The sequence below is a fragment of the Microbacterium xanthum genome (assembly GCF_034531355.1).
GTDB lineage: Bacteria > Actinomycetota > Actinomycetes > Actinomycetales > Microbacteriaceae > Microbacterium > Microbacterium xanthum.
In genome coordinates this window covers 555,386-577,748 of the sequence record NZ_JAWHUE010000002.1, presented here as the reverse complement: position 1 = coordinate 577,748, position 22,363 = coordinate 555,386, and the positions used below count along the sequence as shown (strand labels likewise).

Genomic DNA, 22,363 nt, shown 5'->3' with positions numbered 1-22,363 from the left:
ACTCCGACGTTCGGATTCCTGCGCGCCGGGTCATTTGACCGAGCCCGAGCCGAGGCCCGTGCGCCAGAAGCGCTGCAGCAGGAGGAAGGCGATGATGAGCGGGATGATCGACAGCAGCGACCCCACGAGGACGTACGTGCGAAGTTCCGGGATCTGGTTCAGCTGCGTGTTCCAGGTGTAGAGACCGTAGGTGACCGGGAACAGCTCCTGGCTGCGCAGCATGATCAACGGCAGGAAGAAGTTGTTCCAGATGGTGACGAACTGGAACAGGAACACCGTCACCAGGGCGGGTGTCATGAGACGGATCGACACGGTGAAGAAGGTGCGCACCTCCCCCGCGCCGTCCAGTCGTCCCGCCTCGATGAGCTCATCGGGGACGCTGGATGCCGCGTAGATGCGACTGAGGTACACCCCGAACGGGCTCACGATGCTGGGCAGCAGCACGGCCCAGATCGTGTTGGTCATGTTCACCTCGCTGAACAGCAGGAACAGCGGGAGGGCGAGGGCCGTGGCCGGGACGAGGACGCCGCCGAGGACGACGTTGAAGAACAGCTCCCTCCCGCGGAACGGGTACTTCGCCAGGGCGTATCCGCACATCGCGGCCAGGAAGGTCGCCACGAGCGCTCCGAATCCGGCGTAGAGCAGGCTGTTGCCGAGCCAGCGGATGTAGACGCCGTCGCTGTAGGCGAGCAGATCGCCGATGTTGGCGAACAGGTTGAAATCGGCGAACCACAGCGCGTTCGTCGTCAGCAGCTGACCGCGATCCTTGGTCGACGAGATGAACAGCCACCAGATGGGCACGAGGAAGTAGAGCGTGAACACGCCCATGATCAGCAGTGCGGCACCGCGGGAGAGCAGGCTCTCACGAGGACCCTTGCCCGTGCGGAGGTCGTCGGAGGTCGCGCCGGCGGTGCGGGTCAGAACGCTCATGAGTCGGCCTTCCGCTGGGTGAGCTTCAAGAACGTGAACGACAGCACGAACGTCGCCAGCGCCAGCACGACCGAGAAGGCCGCGGCGAGGTTGACGTTCGGGATGGAGTTGGTGGCGTACACGGTCATGTTCGGGGTGAAGGTGCTCGAGACCGCGGAACTGAACGAGCGGAACACCTGGGGCTCCGCCAGAAGCTGGAGGGTGCCGATGATCGAGAAGATCGCGGTGAGGATGATCGCCGGCATCACCATGGGGATCTTCACCGACCAGGCGATGCGGATCTGGCCCGCGCCGTCCAGGCGCGCCGCTTCGTACACCTCCGAGGGGATCGCGAGCAGAGCGGAGTAGATGATCAGCATGTTGTAGCCGACGTAGACCCACGTGACGACGTTGGCGATGGACCACAGCACGAGCTCGGGCGAGAGGAAATCGACCGCGCGGGTCACATCGGTGAACGGCGACAGGTTGGGCGAGAAGAGAAAGCCCCACATGATCGCGGCGATGACCGTGGGAACGGCGTAGGGCACGAAGAAGGCGAGTCGGAAGAACTTCTTGCCCTTCAGGACGGGCGAGTCCAGGAGCAGCGCGAACAGCAACGCCAGCCCGAGCATGACCGGCACCTGCACGATGCCGAACAGCAGCACGCGGCCGACCGACTCCCAGAACGGGCCGTTCTGCATCACGAGCGCGTACTGGGTGAACCAGCCGAAGACCTCCTCCGGCGCACCGTACGTGCCGTCGCGCTCGACGACGAGCAACGACTGCCAGACCGCGTACCCGATGGGCAGCAGGTAGAACAGCAGGAAAAGGATGCCGAAAGGCACCGTGAAGATCGCGATCGACGAGCGGTGGCTCACCGCACCGCGACCGGGCTTCGCGCTCCGCCGCCGCCCCGGAACCGGGACGGTGCGGGGCATGACATCGGCGGTCATGAGGCGCACTCCTCTCTGATGATGCGCACGGTGCCCGCGGGCACCTCGCAGGCGCCGCTCACCGGCGTCTGCGTGATGAGGTCGAATCCGGCCGCATGGACGCGGACATCCTCGACGGTGTGGTTGACGACGAACAGGTAGGAGCGGTCGTCGCCGCGGCGCCGCACCACCTCGACCTCGCGAGGTGCTCCCTCCACCCGGGCAGCGGGCGCGGCACCTGCCTCCGCGGCGATCCTCGCCGCGATGCGCCCGTACGTCTCGGCGTCCGGAAGGGTGGCCAGGTACCACGCCGCCCCATCGCCCCAGGCGTTGCGGGTGAGGGCGGGGGAACCCGCGGCGGGTCCGTCGACGACGGTGTCGATCACCTCGGCGGTCGTGGGGCGCATGCGCTCCGACCAGAGCGTCGCGGCACCCCCCGACTCGAGTCTCAGCACGGCGTCGACCGGCACGGGCGCGAACTCTTCGACGCGCACGCCGAGGGCCTCGCGGAACGGGCCGGTGTAGCCGCCGGTGTAGATGCGGTCTTCGGCGTCGACGGTTCCCGACAGGAACGTCACCAGAGCCGTGCCGCCGCGCGCCACCCAGTCCGTGATCACCGCCGCCTCCGCCTCGCGGACGAGGTGCAGGCCGGGCACCACGACCAGCCGGTAGTCCGCCAGCGGCGCGCCCGGCGCGACGATGTCCACGGTGAGGTGCAGGCCGGCGAGTGCCGCATAGGCCGCGTGCACCTGGTCGAGGTAGCCGAACGCGGCGCTCGGGCGGGTCTCGGCGTCCGTTGCCCACCACGACTCCCACGAGAACACCAGGGCCACGTCGGCGACCACGCGGGTCCCGGCGACCTCCCCGATGCGCTCGACGGTCTCACCCAGGTCGACGACCTCGCGCCACAGCGCCGAGTCGGTGCCGGCGTGCGGGAGCATCGCCGAGTGGAACTTCTCGGTTCCCTGCACGGACGCGCGCCACTGGAAGAAGCACACCCCGTCGGCGCCGCGCGCGACGTGGGTGAGGGAGTTCCGGGCGAGCTGCCCCGGGGCCTTGACGTGGTTGACCGGCTGCCAGTTCACCGCTCCGGTGGAGTGCTCCATGAGGATCCACGGCGTCCCGTGGGCCAGTCCCCGCGTGAGGTCGGCGGCGAAGGACAGTTCCGTGCGCGGGTCGCCGAGACGGTGGTCGAGGTAGTGGTCGTTGGCGATCACGTCCATGTCCCCGGCCCACTGCCAGTAGTCCATGTTCTCGATGTGCGCGGCGACCATGAAGTTCGTCGTGATCGGCACCTCGCTGTGGCGGCGGATGACCGCGGCCTCGGCGCGGTACAGCTCCAGCAACGCGTCGGAACTGAAGCGGTGGAAATCCAGCGCTTGGCCGGGGTTCCGCGCCGACAGCGCGGCCCGGGGGGTGAGGATTTCGTCGAAGGAGCCGTACTCCTGGGACCAGAACGCCGTCCCCCACGCGTCGTTGAGGGCCGCGACCGTGCCGTAGCGGGTTCTCAGCCAGCGACGGAAGGCGTCGGTGCTCGCGTCGCTGTGCGACAGCGCGTTGTGGCAGCCGAGTTCGTTGGAGACGTGCCACAGCGCCACCGCAGGGTGCGCGCCGTACCGCGAGGCGACGGCCTCGACGAGCCGGAGCGCGGCGTCGCGGAACACCGGAGAGCTGGGGCAGAAGGCCTGACGACCACCCGGATAGCGGTGCGTGCCGTCCTCGGTGACGGGGAGGATCTCGGGGTGCCGGTGCGCCAGCCACGGAGGCGGTGAGGCGGTGCCGGTGGCGAGGTTCACCCGGATCCCGGCGGCGTGGAGCATGTCCAGGATGCGGTCCAGCCCGGAGAAGTCGAACTCCCCCGGGCGGGGTTCGACGCGGGCCCATCCGAAGACGTTGACCGCGACGAGGTCCACCCCCGCTTCGCGCATGAGCGCCACGTCCTCGGCCCACACCGACTCGTCCCACTGCTCGGGGTTGTAGTCACCTCCGAAGGCGATGCCGTCGTGGGCGAAGGTTCGTGCGGGGGCCACCATGGTCTCCTCGAATCTGTGAACGTGCACAGATGATGATGAATCGTCATCGATACAGCTTGTGTGAACGTGCACAGACTATACACACCCCGACCGGACGGTCAACACCGCGGCGGCTGTGCGCGTGCACCTACGATGGTCCCGTGGATCAGCCCCAGCGCCGCCGTCGTGCCACGGTGCACGATGTCGCCGTGCAGGCGGGAGTCTCCCGCGGCACCGTCAGTCGCTTCCTCAACGGCCAGCGATACGTCTCCGACGACGCGCGGCAGGCGATCGAAGCGGCGATCGTGAAGGTCGGATTCGTTCCGAACCGCGCCGCACGCAGCCTCGTCATGCGACGCTCGCAGGCCGTCGGGCTCATCGTCCACGAACCCCACTCCCTCTTCGTGGAGGATCCGAACATCGGGTCGATCCTGCTCGGCGCCAACGAGACGCTCTCGGAAGCCGACTACCAGATGGCCACCCTCATCGCCGACTCTCCGCGCGATATCGCCCGCCTCGGCAACTACCTCAGCGGCGGCCTCATCGACGGCGTCATCATCGTCTCCGCCCGGGAGGGAGACGCGATCACCCGCGCCGTGTCGCGGCTCGACATCCCCGCGGCATACGTCGGGCACCCTCGTGACATCGGGCAGGCGGCGTATGTCGCGATCGACAACCGGCGTGCCGCTCACGCGATCACCACCCGCCTCCGCGAGACCGGACGCTCCCGGGTCGGGATGATCGCGGCCGCCCTCGACCGCGACTCGGGCGCCGACCGACTCGCCGGCTTCACGGACGCGCTGGGAGATGCGTTCGACGCGAGTCTGGTCGAAGCGGTCCCGCTGTACTCCTACGGCGACGGACAGGCCGGGATGCGCGCCCTCCTGGCGCGCCATCCCGACCTCGACGGCGTCTTCGCCTCCAGCGACGCCGTCGCCGCCGGCGCGGTGGATGTCCTCCAGGCATCCGGTCGCCGTATCCCGGAGGACGTCGGAGTCGTCGGATTCGACGACAGCAGCTGGGCGATGCGGTGCGAGCCGGCACTGTCCACGGTGCGACAACCGGCCGGTGACCTCGGGCGCGCCGCCGCTGCGGCGGTGCTGCGCCAGATCGACGGCGACCCGGCGACGGGGGAAGGGACCCTCCTCGACTGCCCCGTGATCTGGCGGGGATCAGCGTGAGCATGACGGCGGGAATGGATACCCGCGCGCCGCGTTGACCTAGAATGAGCTTCGACGTGCTCCGGGGTCGGTGAGAATCCGAACCGGCGGTGAGAGTCCGCGAACCCGCGACGGCATCGAACCAGATGCCCGATCGGGTTGATCCGGTGGAACTCCGGAACCGACGGTGATGCGATGGGGAGACCCACCGCGAGTCCGGATGGGAGGAAGCACGAGCGACGCTTCGCGCGTCGCCGCTTCCCGTTGCCCGCGCGCGCAGACCAGCCGTGACGAGGAGAAGACGGATGTCGGCCACACCGGTGGAGACCGAGGCGATGAGGCGCGCCCTCTCGCTCGCGCACCGGGGACCACGGGGCGCGAACCCCCAGGTCGGCGCGGTCATCCTCTCCCCCGACGGCGACGTCCTCGCCGAAGGCTGGCATCGAGGTGCGGGGACCGCCCATGCGGAAGTCGACGCCCTCGCGAAACTCCCCGCCGGCGCCGCGCGCGGCGCCACCGCGGTGGTGACCCTCGAGCCATGCGATCACACCGGGCGCACCGGCCCCTGCAGCGAAGCGCTGCTCGCGGCGGGCGTCGCCCGCGTCGTCTACGCCGTGGACGACCCCGGAGACGCCTCCTCGGGCGGCGCGGAGCGCCTCCGCGCCGCGGGTGTCGAGGTCATCGCCGGCCTCCTCGCGGACGAGGGCGGCCACCTGCTCACCTCCTGGCTCGACGCCCAGCGCCTCGGCCGGCCGCACGTGACCGTCAAGTGGGCGCAGTCCCTCGACGGTCGCGCCGCGGCAGACGACGGCACGAGCCAGTGGATCACCGGCACCGCCGCCCGGGAGGACGTCCACCGGCGCCGGGCCGACGCGGACGTCATCGTCGCCGGGATCGGCACCATCCTCGCCGACGACCCGGCGTTGACGGCGAGGACCCCCGGAGGCGATCTGCACGACCGGCAACCGGTGCCGCTCATCCTGGGGAGCCGAGACATCCCCGAGACGGCCGCCGTTCGCCGCCATCCGCGTCCTTTCCTCCACCGCCGCGGTCACGACCTGCCCGCCCTCCTGGCCGAGCTCCACGGCCTCGGTTTCCACCGCGTGTTCGTGGAGGGCGGCCCCACCGTCGCCGGCGCGTTCCTTCGCGCGGGGCTGGCCGACGAGATCCTCGCCTATGTCGCGCCGATGCTGCTGGGGGGTCGACACGCGGCGATCGGCGACATCGGCATCACCACCATCCGAGATGCGAGACGGCTGCAGACCGTCTCGGTCGACATGCTCGGCGACGACCTGCTGATCGTCGCCCGCCCCGCCCCGACGGCGGACCCCACGAAAGGCAACTGAATGTTCACGGGAATCATCGAGGAGCTGGGCGAGATCGTCGCCGTCACACCGTCCGGCGACGGCCTCCGTATGACGGTGGGAGCCCCGCTGGCCGTCTCCGACGCCGGCCACGGCGACTCGATCGCCGTCTCGGGCGTGTGCCTGACGGTCGTCGACCGGGGCGAGGACTGGTTCGCCGCCGATGTCATGAAGCAGACGGTCGACATGTCCACGCTCGCCGGGGCCGCGCCCGGCCGACGCGTCAACCTCGAACGCGCCACCACCACCGGGGGCCGCCTCGGCGGGCACATCGTCCAAGGCCACATCGACGGCACCGGCGAGGTGCTCGACGTGCGACCGGGCCACCAGTGGCAGGTCCTGAGGATCGCCCTGCCCGGCCATCTCGCACCGCTCGTCGTCGACAAGGGCTCGATTGCGGTCGACGGCGTCTCCCTCACCGTCAGCGCGGCGTCCGTGCCCGACGAGGAGACCGCGTGGTTCGAAGTGTCCCTCATTCCCGAGACCCTGACGGCGACGACCCTCGGCGAGCGTGCCGTCGGGGACCGCGTCAACCTCGAGACCGACATCCTGGCACGCCACGTGCAGCGCCTGCTCGCCTTCGCGCCGACGGCCGGCGCCGTTCCGGAAGGAGGCTCACGATGAGCCTTTCCCCCATTTCCGCGGCCCTCGAGGCGTTGCGCGCGGGCCGCCCGGTCCTCGTCGCCGACGACGAGAACCGCGAGAACGAGGGCGACGTCGTGCTGTCGGCCGAACTGGCGAGCCCGGAGTGGATCGCCTGGACCGTCCGATGGTCCAGCGGTTTCATCTGCGCGCCGATGCCCGCCGAACGCGCCGACGCTCTCGACCTGCCCCCGATGGTCGAGACGAACCAAGACGCCCGCGGCACGGCGTACACCGTCAGCGTCGACGCGGCCGACCGCATCTCCACCGGGATCAGCGCCGCCGACCGGGCCCACACCCTCAATGTCCTGGCGAACCCCTCCTCCACACCGACCAGCGTCATCCGTCCGGGCCACATCCTGCCGCTGCGCGCCGTCGACGGCGGCGTCCGCGAGCGCAGCGGACACACCGAGGCCGCCGTGGAGCTGATGCGTCTGGCCGGTCTCGAGCCGGTCGGTGCGATCGCCGAGGTCGTCGCCGAAGACGGCTCGATGATGCGCCTGCCGGGACTGCTCGAACTCGGCGAGCGCGACGGCGTGCCGGTCATCACCATCGAGCAGCTCATCGCCCACCTCGCCGAGGTCGACCCCGACGGTGCCCCCTCCGCGCACACCCACCGGCGGCGGGTGAGTCTGCGCGCCGAGTCCCGCGTGCCCACCGCACACGGTTCGTTCCGGTTCCTCGCCTACAAGGACCGTTCGACCGGGACCGACCACCTGGCGGTGGTCTCCGGGGACCTCTCGGCCGACGCGCCGCTCGTGCGCGTGCACTCGGAGTGCCTCACCGGCGAGGCGTTCCACTCGCTGAAGTGCGAGTGCGGCCCGCAGCTGGACGCGGCGCTGGATGCCATCGAGCAGGACGGCGGGGTGGTGGTGTACATGCGCGGGCACGAGGGACGCGGCATCGGCCTGATCAACAAGCTGCGCGCCTACGGACTGCAGGAGCGCGGGTACGACACCGTCGACGCCAACCTCGAACTGGGTCTCCCGGCCGACGCACGAGACTACGCCGCCGCCGCGGGCATCCTGGCCGACCTCGGCATCGAACGGGTGCGTCTGCTCACCAACAACACCGACAAGGTGCAGCAGCTGCGCGATTTCGGGCTGGACATCGTCGAGCAGGTGCCGCTCCTGGTCGGTGTCGGCCCCAACAACCACCAGTACCTCGAGACCAAACGCGACCGGATGGGTCACATCATCGCCGAGGACGACCTCGCCGACGCCGTCGCGCAGATGAAGGAAGGAGCCGGCGCATGAGTGGCACCGGAGCACCGAACACCCCCACCCCTGTCGACGCCTCCGGGCTGTCGGTCGTCGTCATCGCCGGCACGTGGCATGACACGATCACCGACGGCCTCATCGCCGGCGCGCGCCGCGTGCTGGATGCCGCCGGGGCCGACCACCGCCTCGTGCGGGTCCCCGGCTCCTTCGAACTCGCCGTGGCGGCGCAAGCCGCCTTCGCCGGCGGCGCCGACGCCGTCGTGGCGCTCGGCGTGATCATCCGCGGGGGAACGCCCCACTTCGACTTCGTCGCAGCCGCCGCCACCGACGGCCTCACCCGGGTGTCGCTCGATGCCGGCCGGCCGGTCGGGTTCGGGGTGCTCACCCTCGACGACGAGCAGCAGGGCCTGGACCGCGCCGGTCTCGAGGGGTCGACGGAGGACAAGGGCGCCGAGGCGGCGGATGCCGCCGTGCGCACCGCCCTGGTCGTGCGCTCGCTTCGCGGCTGACCGCATCCGCCCGGTGAGGGCGACCTTCCTGGCGGGAGGGTCGCGCCGGGTCGTAGGTTGTCACCCATGGAGATCGTTCGCCACCTCGTCGTCCTGGTCCACCTCGTGGGCTTCGCCCTGCTCTTCGGCGCGTGGGCGGTGGAAGCCTTCGGGGGACGTCAGCGGATCACTCGACTGATGAATGGGGGGCTCGCGGTCGCGGCGGTCGCGGGTCTGGCGCTGGCCGCCCCGTGGGGGACCGACGGCGATCTGAACTACGCCAAGATCGGCGTCAAGCTCGTCATCCTCCTCGTGATCGGAGCACTGCTCGGCATGGGCTCGGCCCGACAGCGCAAGAGCGGATCGGTCCCCGCAGGCGTCTTCTGGTCGATCGGTGCGCTGACCTTGGTCAACGCGGGAATCGCGGTGCTCTGGACCTGATCCCGTCGTCGATGCGTCGGCGGGTCAATCGAGGAACAGCGCGCGCAGACGTCGGGTCGTGAAAACCAGACCGACGGCGATCATCACCGCGAAGTAGAGCACGTGCCACAGCATGTCGGCGGTGAGGACCCCGATGGTGAGACCCCGGATGAGCTCCACCGCATGCCACAGCGGGAAGGCCATGATGATGTGCTGGATCGCCTCCGGGTAGACCGAGATCGGGTACAGCGTCGCCGAGAACAGGAACATCGGCAACAGGACGAAGTTGATCCAATCCATGTGCTGGAAGGTCTTCATGAAGCTCGTGACAGCCATGCCCACCGCGGCGAACCCGAACGCGATCACCAGCACCGCGGGAAGGGCGAGGATCGCCGTCCACGCCAGGTTGAGGCCGGCGATCTGCATGATGACCAGGAAGCCCGACGCGTAGACCAGTCCGCGCAGCAGCGCGTAGAGGATCTCCCCGAGAGCCACATCCAGCGGCCCGAGCGATGTCGCGAGCATCCCCTCGTAGAGCTTTCCGTAGTTGAGCTTGAAGAAGACGTTCCACGTCGAGTCGTAGATCGCCCCGTTCATCGCCGACACCGCCAGCAGCGCCGGAGCGATGAACGCGGCATACGAGACCTGCACGCCCTGGGCGGTCTGCACGTCGCCGATGATCACACCGAGGCCGATGCCCATCGACAGCAGATAGAACACCGGCTCGAAGAAACCCGAGAGGACGACGACCCAGCTCGAGGAGCGCGCGGCGATCAGGCCGCGCTGCACCACCGCCTGAGGGTTTCCGGCCCACAGCGACCGGACCCCGCCGGCACGCGTCGCGGGCGCAGTGCGGGTCGCCACGCCCCCGCTCATGCCGCGAGCCGCTTCGCGAACAGGCGGCGCCCGAGGACGAGCCCGCCGATGGTGAGCAGCAGCAGGTAGGCGAGGTGGACGGCGATCATCGCCGCGTCGGACTCCTTGCCGTAGGTGACCACGCGGCCCAGCTCGGTCGCGTGCCACAGGGGCGAGATCCAGCCGATCCACTGCAGGCCGATCGGAAGGTTCGTCAGCGGATAGAACGTGCCCGAGAACAGGAACATCGGCATGAACACGAATCGCTGCACCAGCGCGAACTGGCCCTTGTCGTCGACGATCGACGCGGCGTAGGCCAGCAGCGGCACGCCGAAGGAGAGACCGGCGAGCAGACCGATCGGCACCGCGAGCCACGCCGTGCCGACCACCAGCGCGTCGGGCTGGAGCACGGCGAAGAACAGGGCGATGAAGACGAAATAGAGCACGACGGTGACCATCATGCGAGCCGCCGCCCCCGCGACCACGCCGGTGGCGATCTGCCCCGGCGACAGCGGCGAGGCCGAGAAGCCGTAGAAGTAGCGCCGCCACTTGAAGCCGGCCATCACCGGGTAGGTGAACTCCTCGCTCGCCACCGCGATCGCCGAGGTCATCAGCAGGGCCGGGGCCACGAAGACGAGGTACGGCACCTGCTGTCCGCCGTCCTCGATCGGGGCCTGGATGAGCGCGGCCAGCCCCACGGCCAGGCCCAGCAGGTAGAGCACGGGTTGGCCGAGCGCACCCACGATGATCGTCCACCCGTAGGCGCGCATGGCTCGCACCATGTGCTCGGTGACATACAGCGCCCCCCGGGCGCGCGGCCGGCGACCCCACGCAAGGGCTTCCTCGCGCAGCTCGTCCAGAGCCGCCGACGGTGTGTCGGTGTCGTGCGGAATCATTCGATCAGCGACCGTCCGGTCAGGCGCAGGAAGACGTCTTCCAGGCTGGATCGACGCACCAACGAGGTCCTCGGGTGCAGGTTCCGCGCGGTGACCTCCTCGAGGGCCCGTTCACCATCGGGCGCGTAGACCAGGATCCGGTCGGGAAGCACCTCCACGCGGTCGCCGATGCCCGCCAGCTGCGCCGCGACCTGCTCGTTGCGGTCCGAGCCGAAGCGCACCTCCAGCACTTCCCGACTGGAGTGTCCGCGGATGAGCGATGCCGGCGATCCCTCCGCCATGATGCGCCCCTGGTCGACGACGATCAGTCGATCGCACAGCTGCTCGGCCTCGTCCATGTAGTGCGTCGTGAGCACGAGGGTGGTGCCGCGCTCCTTCAGCCGGAACAGGCGGTCCCACAGGACGTGGCGCGCCTGCGGGTCCAGGCCGGTGGTCGGTTCGTCCAGCAGCAGGATGCGGGGGTCGTTGATCAGGCCCCGTGCGATCGTCAGGCGCCGCTTCATCCCGCCGGAGAGCTGGTCGACCTTGTTCTTCGCCTTCTCCTCGAGCTGTGCGAAGGCCAACAATTCATCGGCCCGGCGATGGCACTCCCGCGACGGCAGCCCGAAGTAGCGGCCGTAGATGTAGAGGTTCTCCCGTGCGTTCAGCTCTCCGTCGAGGTTGTCCTGCTGCGGGACCACCCCCAGTCGGGACCGGATGTCCGGACCGTTCCGGTCGGGGTCCAGGCCCAGGATCGATAGGTCGCCCCCGGTGCGTCCCGAGACCGCACCGATCATCTTCATGGTCGTGGACTTCCCGGCCCCGTTGGGGCCGAGCAACCCGAACGACTCTCCGGGTTCGACCTGGAACGACAGGTCGTCGACCGCGACGAAGTCGGCCTTCCCCTTCACCCGATAGGTCTTCCGAAGGTGTCGCGCGGAGATCACGGGTTCGGGCACCAGGAGAGGATAACCCCACGGGGGCAGACCCGGTCCCCTATCCTGGCAACGCGCCGTCAGCCGCACGGACGGCGCTCGATGACCTTGGGGGTTCTGATGGCCGACGCCGATGCCCGTCCGGTTCCGGAATTCGGTCGCGAACACGATCACGCCGTGGCCGCGCGCCCCTCGCCCACCAAACGACTGCTCGCCCTGTCGCTGCCCGCGCTGCTGATCGGCATCGGCAGCGCGCTGGGGCTGATCGTCCTCGACCTCGCGGCGCTCGCCCTCGAAGACCTTCTGTGGGAGGCGCTGCCGGCGGCCGGCGGGATCGACCCCGACAGCGCCGGCTGGATCATCGGCATCCTCACCGGTGCGGGGCTGGCGACGGGCCTCATCGTGCGCTTCGCCCCGGGGCACGCCGGCCCCGACCCGGCGACCGAGTCCTTCTTCCCCCCACCGATGCCGCTGTCGACCCTTCCCGGTCTGGCTGCGGCCGCCATCCTCACCCTCGCCACCGGCGTCAGCCTCGGCCCGGAGGCGCCGATCATCACGATCAACGTCGCCCTGGCCGTCTGGGTGTGCCGCCGGCTCGTGCCGAAGATCCCCACGAAGCTCATCGTCCTCATGGTGGTGACCGGCACGTTCGGCGCCCTGTTCGGCTCCCCCGTCGGCGCCGCCCTCCTGGTCACGTCGGTCGCCGCGACGATCGCCTCGAAGGAACTGCTGTGGGATCGACTGTTCGCCCCGCTCGTCTCCGCGGCAGCCGGCTCGATCGTGATGCTCATGTCGCACCACGCCAGCCTCGCCATCCCGCTCCCCGACTTCGAGCTCGACATCCTGCGCGACCTGGGCTTCGCACTGGTCGTGGCTGCGGCGGCGATCGTCGCCGGTCTCGGGCTCCTCTTCGCCTTTCCCGTCGCACACCGGCTCTTCCACCGCTGGCGCGACCCCATCCTGCCCCTCACCGTCGCCGGGCTCCTGCTCGGACTGCTCGGTGCGATCGGCGGCCCGATCACCCTCTTCAAAGGCCTCGATCAGATGGCCCAGCTCGCCGAGTCCGCCGACGACTACACCGCCTGGCAGCTCGCGCTGATCGTCCTGGTCAAGCTGGCAGCCCTCCTCATCGCCGGCGCCGCGGGGTTCCGCGGCGGGCGCGTCTTCCCCGCCGTCTTCATCGGCGCCGCGATCGGCGTGCTCGCCTACGCCGTCTTCCCCGACATCCCGCTCACGATCGCGGTGTCGGCCGGCGTCCTCGGGGTGTGTCTGGTCGTCATCCGCGACGGCTGGCTGTCGTTGTTCATCGCCGCCGTCGTCTCGGGCGACCCCACCATGGTCCCGATCCTGTGCATGGTCGTGCTGCCGGGCTGGCTGGCGGTCGCCCGGTTGCCCGAGATGCGGATCACCCCGCCCGGCGGTCACGACAGCGGCGCGGACGCGGCCGCCAAACCCGCCTGAGCCGGCACACCCCGCCACATCGTTCGCGCACGGCGTCGTCGGGGCGCCGCGAAGCGAAGTACGGTCGAAGGTGAACCGTCCCCCTTCCCGAGGTCCCCGCATGTCCGCTGACACCCGCTCCACCCGCCCCCGTCGAGGATTCGGCCGCGGCGCGCCGGATGCGGGACCACGGGCGAGCTTCCGGCAGTTGCTGCCGTTCCTCTTCGAGCACCGCGCGGTGCTCGTGATCGTCGCGATCCTCAGCGTGTTCGGGGCGGTGACCACCCTCGCCCAGCCGCTTCTGGTCGGCCAGGTCATCGAATCGGTGCAGGCCGGCGAGTCCCTCGGGATGCTCGTGTGGGCCATCATCGCCCTCGTCGTGGTGTCGTCGGTGATCTCGGGCTACCAGCACTACCTGCTGCAGCGCACCGGAACCGCCGTCGTGTACTCCAGTCGGCGACGGCTGATCTCCCGCATCCTGCACCTGCCCATCAGCGAGTTCGACGCGCGCCGCACCGGCGACCTCGTCTCGCGCGTGGGCACCGATACGACCCTCCTGTACGCGGTGCTCACCCAGGGGCTGGCGGACGCGGTGGGCAACGCGCTCATCTTCCTCGGCGCGATCGTCGCGATGGCCCTGATCGATCCGCTGCTCCTGGGTGCGATCGTCATCGTTCTCGGTGTCTCGATCCTGGCCGTGGTCACCCTCAGCGGCCGGATTCGCAAAGCCACGTCGGAACAGCAGGTGAAGGTCGGCGAGCTCGCCTCCGGCGTCGAGCGCGCCGTCGGATCCATCCGCACCGTGCGTGCCGCCGGCGCGAGCGACCGCGAGGAAGCGGCGCTCAACGGCGTCGCGCGGGACGCCTACGGGGTGGGTGTGCGGATCGCGAAGGTGTCTGCCCTCGTCGTGCCGATCGCCGGCATCGCCCTGCAGGTGTCGCTGCTGGCGGTTCTCGGCCTCGGCGGCTACCGGGTCGCCGACGGGGCCATCGGCGTGGCAGACCTCGTGACCTTCGTCATGTTCCTGTTCCTGCTGGTCGGGCCGCTCGGGTCGTTCTTCGGCGCCATCACCTCGGTCAACCAAGCGCTGGGCGCGCTCGGACGCATCCAGGAAGTGCTGGATCTCCCCACCGAGACACAGGACGACGCCCGTATCGCCGCGACGGTGGCCCCCGAGGCCACGATCCCCGGCTCCCCCGCCGCCGTGGAGTTCCGTGACGTGCGGTTCGGCTATCCGGAGAACGTCGTCGCTGCGCGCCGCACGGCCGAGACCGAAGCGCGCGCGGTGCTGGAGAGCGCGCACGTGGACACCTCCGCCGTGCCCCTCTCCGATCACACCGCCGTCGCGTCGCCGGCCGCCGCGGGGTCGAACGAAGTGCTCCGCGGGGTGTCCTTCCGCGTGCCCCGTGGGTCGCGCGTGGCCCTGGTCGGACCGTCCGGGGCGGGGAAGAGCACCACTCTTTCGCTCATCGAGCGCTTCTACGACCCCACCGGCGGAGCGATCCTCCTGGACGGGCGGGACGTACGCACCCTCGACCGCGACGATCTGCGCGCGCGCCTCGGCTACGTCGAGCAGGATGCCCCCACCCTGGCGGGCACGATCGGGGAGAACCTGCGCCTGGCCTCCCCCGAGGCCGGCGACGCGGACTGCGAGCGGGTCCTGCGCGCGGTGAACCTCGGCGACGTGCTCGACCGCAGCCCCGAGGGCCTCGACGCCGCCGTCGGAGAAAGCGGCGTCATGCTCTCCGGCGGTGAGCGTCAGCGTCTCGCGATCGCGCGCGCCCTCCTCGCCGCGCCTCCCATCCTGCTCCTGGACGAGTCCACGTCCTCGCTCGACGGCCTCAACGAACAGCGCATGCGCGAGGCGATCGACGCCGTCGCCGCGGGGCGCACGTTGATCGTCATCGCCCACCGCCTGTCCACCGTCGTCGACAGCGATCTCATCGTCGTGATGGAGCACGGTCGCGTCGTGGGCGCCGGAACCCACTCCGAGCTCGTCCAGTCGACGCCCCTGTACCGCGACCTCGCCAAGCATCAGCTGCTGGTCTGACCCTCGGGTCCGCCTCCCGCCCGCCGGCCCGGGAGGGGGTCAGGGGTGGGTCAGGCGGTAGCGCAGGGCGTCGAGCTCGGCGCGCAGCGCGGCGGGGACACGTCCGTCGAAGGTGTCATAGAAGCCCTCGGTCAGCTCGACCTCGCGCAGCCACGAATCGCGATCGATCGCGAACAGCGCGTCGAGGTCGGACGGCGGCACGTCGAGGCCCTCGAGGTCGAGGTCCGAGGTCTCCGGCAGACGACCGATCGGGCTGTCCACCGCGGAGACCTCACCGTCGATGCGGCGGATGATCCAGTCGATCACGCGCGCATTGTCCCCGAATCCCGGCCACAGGAAGCGACCGTCCTCACCCTTGCGGAACCAGTTGACCTGGAAGATGCGGGGAGCCCGATCGAAGCGCAGGCGCTGTCCGATCCGGAGCCAGTGGCCGAAGTAGTCGGCCATGTTGTAGCCGCAGAACGGCAGCATCGCGAAGGGATCGCGCCGCAGCTCGCCGACCGTCCCCTCCGCCGCCGCGGTGCGCTCGGAGGAGATGTTCGACCCCAGGAAGACGCCGTGGGTCCAGTCGGTGGCCTCGACCACCAGCGGTACGTTCGTCGCGCGGCGCCCGCCGAACAGGATCGCATCCAGCGGCACCCCCTGAGGCGCATCCCAGTCGGGCGCGATCTGCGGGCACTGGGCGGCGGCGACGGTGAACCGGCTGTTCGGATGCGCGGCGGGCCGACCGGAGTCCGGGGTCCACGGCCGCCCCTGCCAGTCGATCAGGTCGGCGGGCGGGGTGTCGGTCAGCCCCTCCCACCACACGTCGCCGTCCGGACGGAGCGCCACGTTGGTGAAGATGGTGTTGCCCCAGAGCGTCTCGACGGCCGTGAGGTTGGTGGACTCCCCCGTGCCGGGCGCGACTCCGAAGAACCCCGCCTCGGGATTGATCGCCCACAAGCGCCCGTCCTCGCCCGGCCGCAGCCACGCGATGTCGTCGCCGAGGGTCTCGACGCGCCATCCCGGGATCGTCGGTTTCAGCATCGCCAGATTCGTCTTGCCGCAGGCCGACGGGAAGGCCGCCGCGACGTGGTAGGCGCGACCGGCGGGGTCGATGACGCGGATCAGCAGCATGTGCTCGGCCAGCCACCCCTGATCGCGCCCGATCACCGAGGCGATGCGCAGGGCGAAGCACTTCTTGGCGAGGATCGCGTTCCCCCCGTATCCGGAGCCGTACGACCACACTTCGAGCGTCTCCGGGAAGTGGACGATGTACTTCTCGTCGTTGCACGGCCACGCCACGTCGCTCTCGCCGGGCGCGAGCGGGGCGCCCACCGAGTGCACGGTCTTGACCCACGACGCGCCCGCGGCGATCTCGCGGAGCACGTCGGACCCGACCCGGGTCATCACCTCGATCGAGGCGACCGCGTATTCGCTGTCGGTCACCTGCACGCCGATATGCGACAGCGGTCCGCCGACGGCGCCCATCGAGAAGGGCACGACGTACATCGTGCGGCCCCGCATCGACCCGTCGAACAGCGGCGTGAGCGTACGACGCATCTCGTCGGGCGCGGCCCAGTTGTTGGTCGGTCCGGCATCCTCCTCGCGCTCGGACGCGATGTAGGTGCGCCCTTCGGTGCGGGCGACGTCGCTCGGGTGGGACCGGGCGAGGTACGAGCCGGGGCGCCACTCGGGGTTCAGTTTGATGAGCTTGCCCTGCTCGACCATGCCGCGCAGCAGGGCGTCGTTCTCGGCGCGCGAGCCGTCCACCCAATGGATGCGGTCGGGCCGGGTCAGCGCGGCGATCTCGTCGACCCATCGGATGAGTTCTGCCATGCCGTCGCCGTCGACGCGGGGTCGGGTGCCGAAGCGTCGCTGCTGCGGGGCATCGTCGGCGATGCGGGGGGAGATGTCTGCGATGGCCATGTCGCTCCTCGTGCGGTGGGGTCGGTCCAGGTCAGAACGTCGATCTGCACCCACTATTCGCCGAAACAGACCGCATTTACATGCCGAAGAGGGCGTATATTTCAAGAATCTTTCGTTATGCTCAAGGAATGCATGCGACCCCGCTCGAACTGTCGACCCTCGGCCACCGCATCCGGCACCAGCGCACCAGCAACGGCATGACCCTGGACGAGCTCGGCGCGAAGGTGGGCGTCGCAGGCAGCCACCTCAGCCTCATCGAGAACGGCAAGCGCGAGCCGAAGCTCTCGCTCCTGCAGGCCATCGCCGCCGCGACCGGGGTCGACGTCGGCGACCTGCTCTCCCCTGAGCCCCCCAATCGGCGGGCCGGGCTGGAGATCGAGCTCGAACGGGCGCAGAGCGGATCGGTCTTCCGCCGGCTCGGCATCGAACCGGTGCGGGTCACGAAGGGGATGAGCGACGAGACGATCGAGTCCATCCTGGGGCTGCACCGTGAGCTGCAGCGGCGCGAGCGCGAAGCCATCGCGACGCCCGAGGAAGCCCGCCGCGCCAACACCGAGCAGCGACTGCGGATGCGAGCGGTCGACAACTACCTGCCCGAGATCGAGCGGCTCGCCGAGAAGCAGCTGAAGTCGGCCGGGCACTCCACCGGAGCCCTCACCCACCGCACGGTGAGCATCATGGCCGAGCAGATCGGCTTCGAACTCATCTACGTCAACGATCTGCCCTCCTCCACCCGATCGATCACGGATCTCGAGAACGGCCGCATCTACCTTCCGCCGGCGTCGATCCCCGGCGGCCACGGCCTGCGCTCGATGGCCCTGCAGGCCATGGCCCACCGCCTCCTCGGGCACGAACGCCCGACCGACTACGCCGACTTCCTCCAGCAACGGCTGGAGATCAACTACTACGCCGCGTGCTGCCTGATGCCCGAGACCGCCGCCGTCGGCTTCTTGCAGCAGGCCAAGAAGGACCGGAACCTCGCCGTGGAGGACTTCCGCGACGCGTTCGGCGTGACCCACGAGGCCGCAGGAATGCGGATGACCAACCTCATGACCCATCACCTGGGGATGAGATTGCACTTCCTGCGCGTCGACGGCAACGGCGCCATCTCACGCGTGTACGAGAACGACGATCTGCCCCTGCCGGCAGATGTGACCGGCGCCGTGGACGGGCAGGTCGCGTGCGCGAAGTTCTCCGCGCGATCGGCCTTCTCCGAGCAGAACCGCACCACCGAGCACTACCAGTACACCGACACCCCGAGCGGCACCTTCTGGTGTTCGACGCAGACCGGCTCCACCGCCGACGGCGAGTTCTCGATCACCGTGGGCGTCCCCTTCGACGACGCCCGCTGGTTCCGCGGGCGCGAGACGACCAAGCGCGCCGCGTCGACCTGCCCGGACGAGGCGTGCTGCCGTCGCCCCGACATCGACGCGACGGCGCGATGGCAGGGCAAGGCCTGGCCGAGCGCCCGCGTCCACATGCAGATGTTCTCGCCCCTCCCCCGCGGCGCATTCCCGGGCGTCGACGAGAGCGAGGTGTACGCCTTCCTCGACCGTCACGCCTGACGCGGCGCGATCCATTCCCTCCGAGCCGCCCCTTTCCCGCCGAATCACCCCTTTCGCGACGTCGACAAAGGGGTGGTTCGCACCGAAAGGGGCGGCTCGGGGTCAGCCGGGGAGCGGACGGACGGTCCAGCCGGCACCCGAGGGGGTGTATTCGAGGCGGCGACTGGGCGCACCGGGGTGCGAGACCCAGAACAGCCAGCGCTCGGGGGCGACCGTGAAGCCCACCCACCCGGCGGGAGGCTCGGGGTCGGGATGCTCGGCGGCGAACCGCCGCCACCCGTCCTCGCGCTCGCCACGCGGGCGCGAGGCGAATTCCTCGGTGTTCACCCACGCCAACTGGCGCAGGTACGGCGATCGACGCGCGTAGGCCGCGGCCGCATCCTCGTCGGATGCGCGGGACGCGAGGCCTTCGACGACCAGCTGGCGGGTGAACCCCGGCCACAGGATCGTCAGGGCGACGCGAGGAGCGACCGCGAGGTCGGCGACCTTGCGGCTGCGCGCATCGGTGTGGAACGAGAATCGCGCTCCGTCGAAGTCGCTCAGCATCACCGTCCGCGCGTGCGGGGCCCCGTCGGGCGACACGGTCGACAACGTCATGAGCATGCGATCCTCGTCCGGCCCCGGAAGCCACTCGGCAGCGAGTGCCGCCGGGTCCGCGGGAGGCTGCTCCGCGTGCACCGGATCGGTCGCGTGGTCGATGACGGGCACCCGGACCGACATCGAGGTGGCAGCAGGATGCGCGGTGCCGCTCATGCGAACTCGAATCCGTCGATCTCGGCGAGCGCTTCGGTGACGAAGTCGACGCCACGGTCGAAGAGCACCTTGCCGTGGGCCGCGTTGGCCCCGGTCGCGTCACCGATCACTCCGGTCGGCCCGAAGTCGTCGCTGGTCCACCCGAACATGACCGGCTTGCGGTTGAAGCCGATGTGGGTGTGCCCGGCGATCTTCTCCGGCACGTTCCGGGGCGGCATCTCGGGCGCGACGAGGTGGGGTGCGAGGTGCATCACGATCGAGGTCTCCCCGTACCCGGCATGGATCCCCTGCCCCATCTCGTCCGGACCCTCGACCCCGTCGCCGGCGCCCCCGGCTCCCGAGGGCATCGAGAAGGACCGGAGACCGTAGCGGCGACGCAGCTCTCGATTCAGCCACCCCAGCAGCATGACGTTGCCGCCGTGCCCGTTGACCCACGCGACGCTGCGAACGGGGGTCTGCGCGATCGCGGCGCCGATCTGGACGAGTTCGTCCAGCAGTGTGGTGCCTTCCACCCACAGCGTTCCCGGTGCCCAGTAGTGCTCGTCGGACTTCGCGTAGGCCACCGTGGGCAGCAGCCAGGCGTCGATGCCGGCCGCGACCGCGCGGTCGACCGCGGCGGTCGCGACCGACTCGGCGATCAGCGCGTCGGTTCGCAACGGCAGGTGCGGGCCGTGGTGTTCGATCGCCCCGATGGGCACGACCGCGATGGACCGGTCGCTGGTGGCCGCGGTGATCGCGGGACCGGACAGATCCGCCCAGGCCCGGCTGGACGGGGTGAACGGGGCGGTCATCGGATGGCTCCCTTCGTGGGGCCGGCGTAGGCGGGATTGAGTTTGCCGGGGTTCAGCAGACCGTCGGGATCGGTCTCACGTGCGAGGGCGATCGTCTCGGCCAACCGGAAGTCGACGTTCCACTGGTGCGGATTGTGGGTCGACACGCCGAGTTCGTGCAGCGCCTCCATCCCCGCGTACACCGCCTCGGGGCTCTCGTAGATGCCGGCGAGCATGCCGATGGGCACCGTGTGACCGGCCTCGATGTGCAGCAGGCCGCCGGGGTAGACCGCATGCACCTCGTCGATCCGGTCCACGAGGGCGTCGCCGGACACCTCGACGTGGAAGTAGACGCCGGGCTCGGACTTCTGCAGCCACTCGATGGGATGGTTGTAGCTGAGCACCGAGATCGCCGACGAGACGGTCGGACCCTCCCGGACGTCTTCGATACGGCCGCCGGCGGCTTCGATCATCGCGGTCGCCTCGGCGACCGTCGACAGGTCAGCGATCATTCGGAGCGAACTCCGCCCCTCGGGGAAGGCGTCGTCGGGCGGCAGCTGCGCCGTCACCTGCGGCGTGTCGGCCGAGACCAACCGCGGCGACGGGGTGAGGCGTCCGAGCGGGCGGATCACGGACAGGGCACCGGAGAAGTCGGGGAACGACGCATACAGGCCGCGCCATTCCTGAAGCGGCTCCAGGCGCACGGTGGCGCGGGCGATGATGCCGGCGGTGCCGTAGTTGTGCACGAACCCCTGCGCGTGCTCGCCCTCGACGTGGACGAGGGTGCCACCGGATGCCGGGGTGGCCACGTCCAGCGCGACGACGAAACCGCGGTCGTTCGACCCGTGTGCGATGGTCCCCGTCCCGCCGGATCCCCCGCCGAGGAAGCCGCCGAGACTGGAGTGCACCGTCGAGGGGTACATCCACAGCTGTCGGCCGGCGGCACGGGCGGCCTGCTCGAGGGCGGTCATCGGCGCGCCGGCATCGGCCGTGATCGTGTCATCGGCGACCTCGACGATCGTCCGCGCCCGAGACATGTCGAGCACGAGACCGCCGGGCATGGGGATGGCCTGCCCGTAGTTGCCCGTCCCCTTCCCGCGCGGGGTGATGGCCACGCCATGGCGCGCCGCGAGACCCACCGCGGCGGCGATCTCTTCCGCCGTCGTGGGGAAGGCGACGAGGTCGGCGATCCCGAGAGGCAGCTGCTCGGCAATGATCGGCGACATGCGCGAGCCGTCCACCGACGCCTTCTCGCGCTGGCGCATGTCGGAACTCACACCGCGCGGGCCGAGAAGGTCGGCCAGATCTCGCTCGAGGGCGGCGTAGTCGGGGGTGGTCATGGGTGTCCTCCTTCATCACATCTCCCGAAGGCGGTGCGCGATGAGCCGGGTGATGAGTCACTCGTCGCGCGGGGTGGAAGCTGGCGGATGGCGACGCGCCGGCCGGGTAATCTGCTGGCATGGCCGAAGCGAGGGCGAAGCGTGCGGTGAACGACCCGGCGGACCCCGATGAGGCCGCGAGAGCCCTCGGGGCACGCATCCGGGTGTTGCGCAAGACGCGGGGCGCGACGCTGACCGAGATCGCCGCCGAGGCGCAGCTGTCGCACTCGTTCCTCAGCCAGGTCGAGCGCGGACTCGAGCGACTCAGCATGACCTCGCTGTTCCGCGTCGCCCAGGCGCTGGGAACCACCCAGCAGGCGCTGCTGACCGAGCAGCCGCGCGAGCGCTCGGACGGCGGCTTCCACCTGTTCCGACGTCAGGACGACTCGGCCGTCGACACCGAGAGCGGGCCGGTGCACGTCATGGCGCCGCAGTCCGGTCGCTTCGTCCCCATGATCATGATCGGTCCCTTCAGCGACGACGGTCTGTGGTGGGAGCATGCCGAGGACGAGTTCGTCTACGTGCTCGAGGGCGCCCTCGTCGTGGTCCTTGAGGACGCCGAGCACGAATTGCGCGCCGGCGACGCCACCTACTACGAGGGTTTCGTCCGTCACAAGTGGCGCACCCCCGCCGGTGAGACCAGTCGCGTGGTGGTCGTCAAGGAGCAGCACCGGTCCTGAACAGCT

At 70.0% G+C, this 22,363-nt stretch carries 20 protein-coding genes and 1 riboswitch; of the genes, 10 read left to right on the top strand and 10 right to left on the bottom strand.

Annotated elements, in window-relative coordinates; translation table 11 throughout:
- Positions 1–30: 30 nt before the first annotated feature.
- From RZO50_RS08260 to RZO50_RS08250, 3 genes are read right to left on the bottom strand one after another with little or no spacing between them, the layout of a single operon-like run.
- A complete protein-coding gene (locus tag RZO50_RS08260; protein ID WP_322599236.1) occupies positions 31–930 on the bottom strand; it encodes a carbohydrate ABC transporter permease in 900 nt (299 codons plus the stop codon).
- Positions 927–1,862 carry a carbohydrate ABC transporter permease gene (locus tag RZO50_RS08255; RefSeq protein ID WP_416211581.1) on the bottom strand — a complete coding sequence of 312 codons (936 nt, stop codon included), beginning with the start codon at positions 1,860–1,862 and terminating at the stop codon, positions 927–929. The genes RZO50_RS08260 and RZO50_RS08255 overlap by 4 nt, the downstream gene beginning before the upstream one ends.
- Positions 1,859–3,874 carry a beta-galactosidase gene (locus RZO50_RS08250; RefSeq protein WP_322599235.1) on the bottom strand — a complete coding sequence of 672 codons (2,016 nt, stop codon included), beginning with the start codon at positions 3,872–3,874 and terminating at the stop codon, positions 1,859–1,861. The genes RZO50_RS08255 and RZO50_RS08250 overlap by 4 nt, the downstream gene beginning before the upstream one ends.
- A 140-nt stretch (positions 3,875–4,014) precedes the next feature.
- Here RZO50_RS08250 and RZO50_RS08245 point away from each other — a divergent pair, with 140 nt between their 5' ends.
- The 6 genes from RZO50_RS08245 (at position 4,015) to RZO50_RS08220 (ending at position 9,168) form a co-directional block, all read left to right on the top strand.
- Entirely contained in the window at positions 4,015–5,034 is a 1,020-nt protein-coding gene (locus RZO50_RS08245) for a LacI family DNA-binding transcriptional regulator (protein WP_322599234.1), read from the top strand.
- A gap of 54 nt (positions 5,035–5,088) precedes the next feature.
- A riboswitch (FMN riboswitch) is annotated at positions 5,089–5,249 on the top strand.
- 69 nt (positions 5,250–5,318) lie between these two features.
- Positions 5,319–6,359, top strand: a complete 1,041-nt coding sequence (ribD, locus tag RZO50_RS08240) for a bifunctional diaminohydroxyphosphoribosylaminopyrimidine deaminase/5-amino-6-(5-phosphoribosylamino)uracil reductase RibD (protein ID WP_322599233.1) — start codon at positions 5,319–5,321, stop codon at positions 6,357–6,359.
- On the top strand, positions 6,360–7,001 hold the full coding sequence (locus RZO50_RS08235) for a riboflavin synthase (protein WP_322599232.1): 642 nt from the start codon (positions 6,360–6,362) through the stop codon (positions 6,999–7,001). It abuts the gene before it with no gap.
- Positions 6,998–8,275, top strand: a complete 1,278-nt coding sequence (gene ribA, locus RZO50_RS08230) for a GTP cyclohydrolase II (RefSeq protein ID WP_322599231.1) — start codon at positions 6,998–7,000, stop codon at positions 8,273–8,275. The genes RZO50_RS08235 and ribA overlap by 4 nt, the downstream gene beginning before the upstream one ends.
- Complete coding sequence (gene ribH / locus RZO50_RS08225; RefSeq protein WP_322599230.1) at positions 8,272–8,748, top strand: 6,7-dimethyl-8-ribityllumazine synthase; 477 nt, start codon at positions 8,272–8,274, stop codon at positions 8,746–8,748. The genes ribA and ribH overlap by 4 nt, the downstream gene beginning before the upstream one ends.
- Positions 8,749–8,814: 66 nt before the next feature.
- Positions 8,815–9,168: a Fe-S protein gene (locus tag RZO50_RS08220; RefSeq protein ID WP_322599229.1), complete on the top strand. Its 354-nt coding sequence runs from the start codon at positions 8,815–8,817 to the stop codon at positions 9,166–9,168.
- Between the two features lie 24 nt (positions 9,169–9,192).
- On the opposite strand, the gene RZO50_RS08215 is transcribed toward RZO50_RS08220, so the two are convergent.
- The 3 genes from RZO50_RS08215 to RZO50_RS08205 are packed head-to-tail and all read right to left on the bottom strand — an operon-like array spanning position 9,193 to position 11,836.
- Positions 9,193–10,023, bottom strand: a complete 831-nt coding sequence (locus tag RZO50_RS08215; protein ID WP_322599228.1) for an ABC transporter permease — start codon at positions 10,021–10,023, stop codon at positions 9,193–9,195.
- Entirely contained in the window at positions 10,020–10,898 is an 879-nt protein-coding gene (locus RZO50_RS08210) for an ABC transporter permease (protein ID WP_322599227.1), read from the bottom strand. Before RZO50_RS08210 ends, RZO50_RS08215 begins: the two co-directional genes overlap by 4 nt.
- On the bottom strand, positions 10,895–11,836 hold the full coding sequence (locus tag RZO50_RS08205) for an ABC transporter ATP-binding protein (RefSeq protein ID WP_322599226.1): 942 nt from the start codon (positions 11,834–11,836) through the stop codon (positions 10,895–10,897). Before RZO50_RS08205 ends, RZO50_RS08210 begins: the two co-directional genes overlap by 4 nt.
- A gap of 96 nt (positions 11,837–11,932) precedes the next feature.
- Here RZO50_RS08205 and RZO50_RS08200 point away from each other — a divergent pair, with 96 nt between their 5' ends.
- Together RZO50_RS08200 and RZO50_RS08195 are read left to right on the top strand one after the other, a co-directional pair.
- Complete coding sequence (locus tag RZO50_RS08200; protein ID WP_322599225.1) at positions 11,933–13,273, top strand: ion channel protein; 1,341 nt, start codon at positions 11,933–11,935, stop codon at positions 13,271–13,273.
- 100 nt (positions 13,274–13,373) lie between these two features.
- Positions 13,374–15,302, top strand: coding sequence for an ABC transporter ATP-binding protein (locus tag RZO50_RS08195; protein WP_322599224.1), 1,929 nt, complete (start codon positions 13,374–13,376; stop codon positions 15,300–15,302).
- Between the two features lie 39 nt (positions 15,303–15,341).
- Here RZO50_RS08195 and RZO50_RS08190 read toward each other — a convergent pair whose 3' ends face one another.
- A complete protein-coding gene (locus RZO50_RS08190; protein WP_322599223.1) occupies positions 15,342–17,210 on the bottom strand; it encodes a phosphoenolpyruvate carboxykinase (GTP) in 1,869 nt (622 codons plus the stop codon).
- A 128-nt stretch (positions 17,211–17,338) separates the two neighbouring features.
- Here RZO50_RS08190 and RZO50_RS08185 point away from each other — a divergent pair, with 128 nt between their 5' ends.
- Positions 17,339–18,775: a helix-turn-helix domain-containing protein gene (locus tag RZO50_RS08185; RefSeq protein WP_322599222.1), complete on the top strand. Its 1,437-nt coding sequence runs from the start codon at positions 17,339–17,341 to the stop codon at positions 18,773–18,775.
- Between the two features lie 102 nt (positions 18,776–18,877).
- On the opposite strand, the gene RZO50_RS08180 is transcribed toward RZO50_RS08185, so the two are convergent.
- From RZO50_RS08180 to RZO50_RS08170, 3 genes are read right to left on the bottom strand one after another with little or no spacing between them, the layout of a single operon-like run.
- Positions 18,878–19,528 (bottom strand): pyridoxine/pyridoxamine 5'-phosphate oxidase, encoded by a 651-nt coding sequence (locus tag RZO50_RS08180; RefSeq protein ID WP_322599221.1) that lies wholly within the window; start codon positions 19,526–19,528, stop codon positions 18,878–18,880.
- Positions 19,525–20,319: a creatininase family protein gene (locus RZO50_RS08175; RefSeq protein ID WP_322599220.1), complete on the bottom strand. Its 795-nt coding sequence runs from the start codon at positions 20,317–20,319 to the stop codon at positions 19,525–19,527. The genes RZO50_RS08180 and RZO50_RS08175 overlap by 4 nt, the downstream gene beginning before the upstream one ends.
- A complete protein-coding gene (locus tag RZO50_RS08170) occupies positions 20,316–21,638 on the bottom strand; it encodes an FAD-binding oxidoreductase (RefSeq protein ID WP_322599219.1) in 1,323 nt (440 codons plus the stop codon). Before RZO50_RS08170 ends, RZO50_RS08175 begins: the two co-directional genes overlap by 4 nt.
- Positions 21,639–21,757: 119 nt before the next feature.
- Between RZO50_RS08170 and RZO50_RS08165 the strand changes: the two genes are divergently transcribed.
- Positions 21,758–22,357 (top strand): helix-turn-helix domain-containing protein, encoded by a 600-nt coding sequence (locus RZO50_RS08165; protein WP_322599218.1) that lies wholly within the window; start codon positions 21,758–21,760, stop codon positions 22,355–22,357.
- Positions 22,358–22,363: the final 6 nt, after the last annotated feature.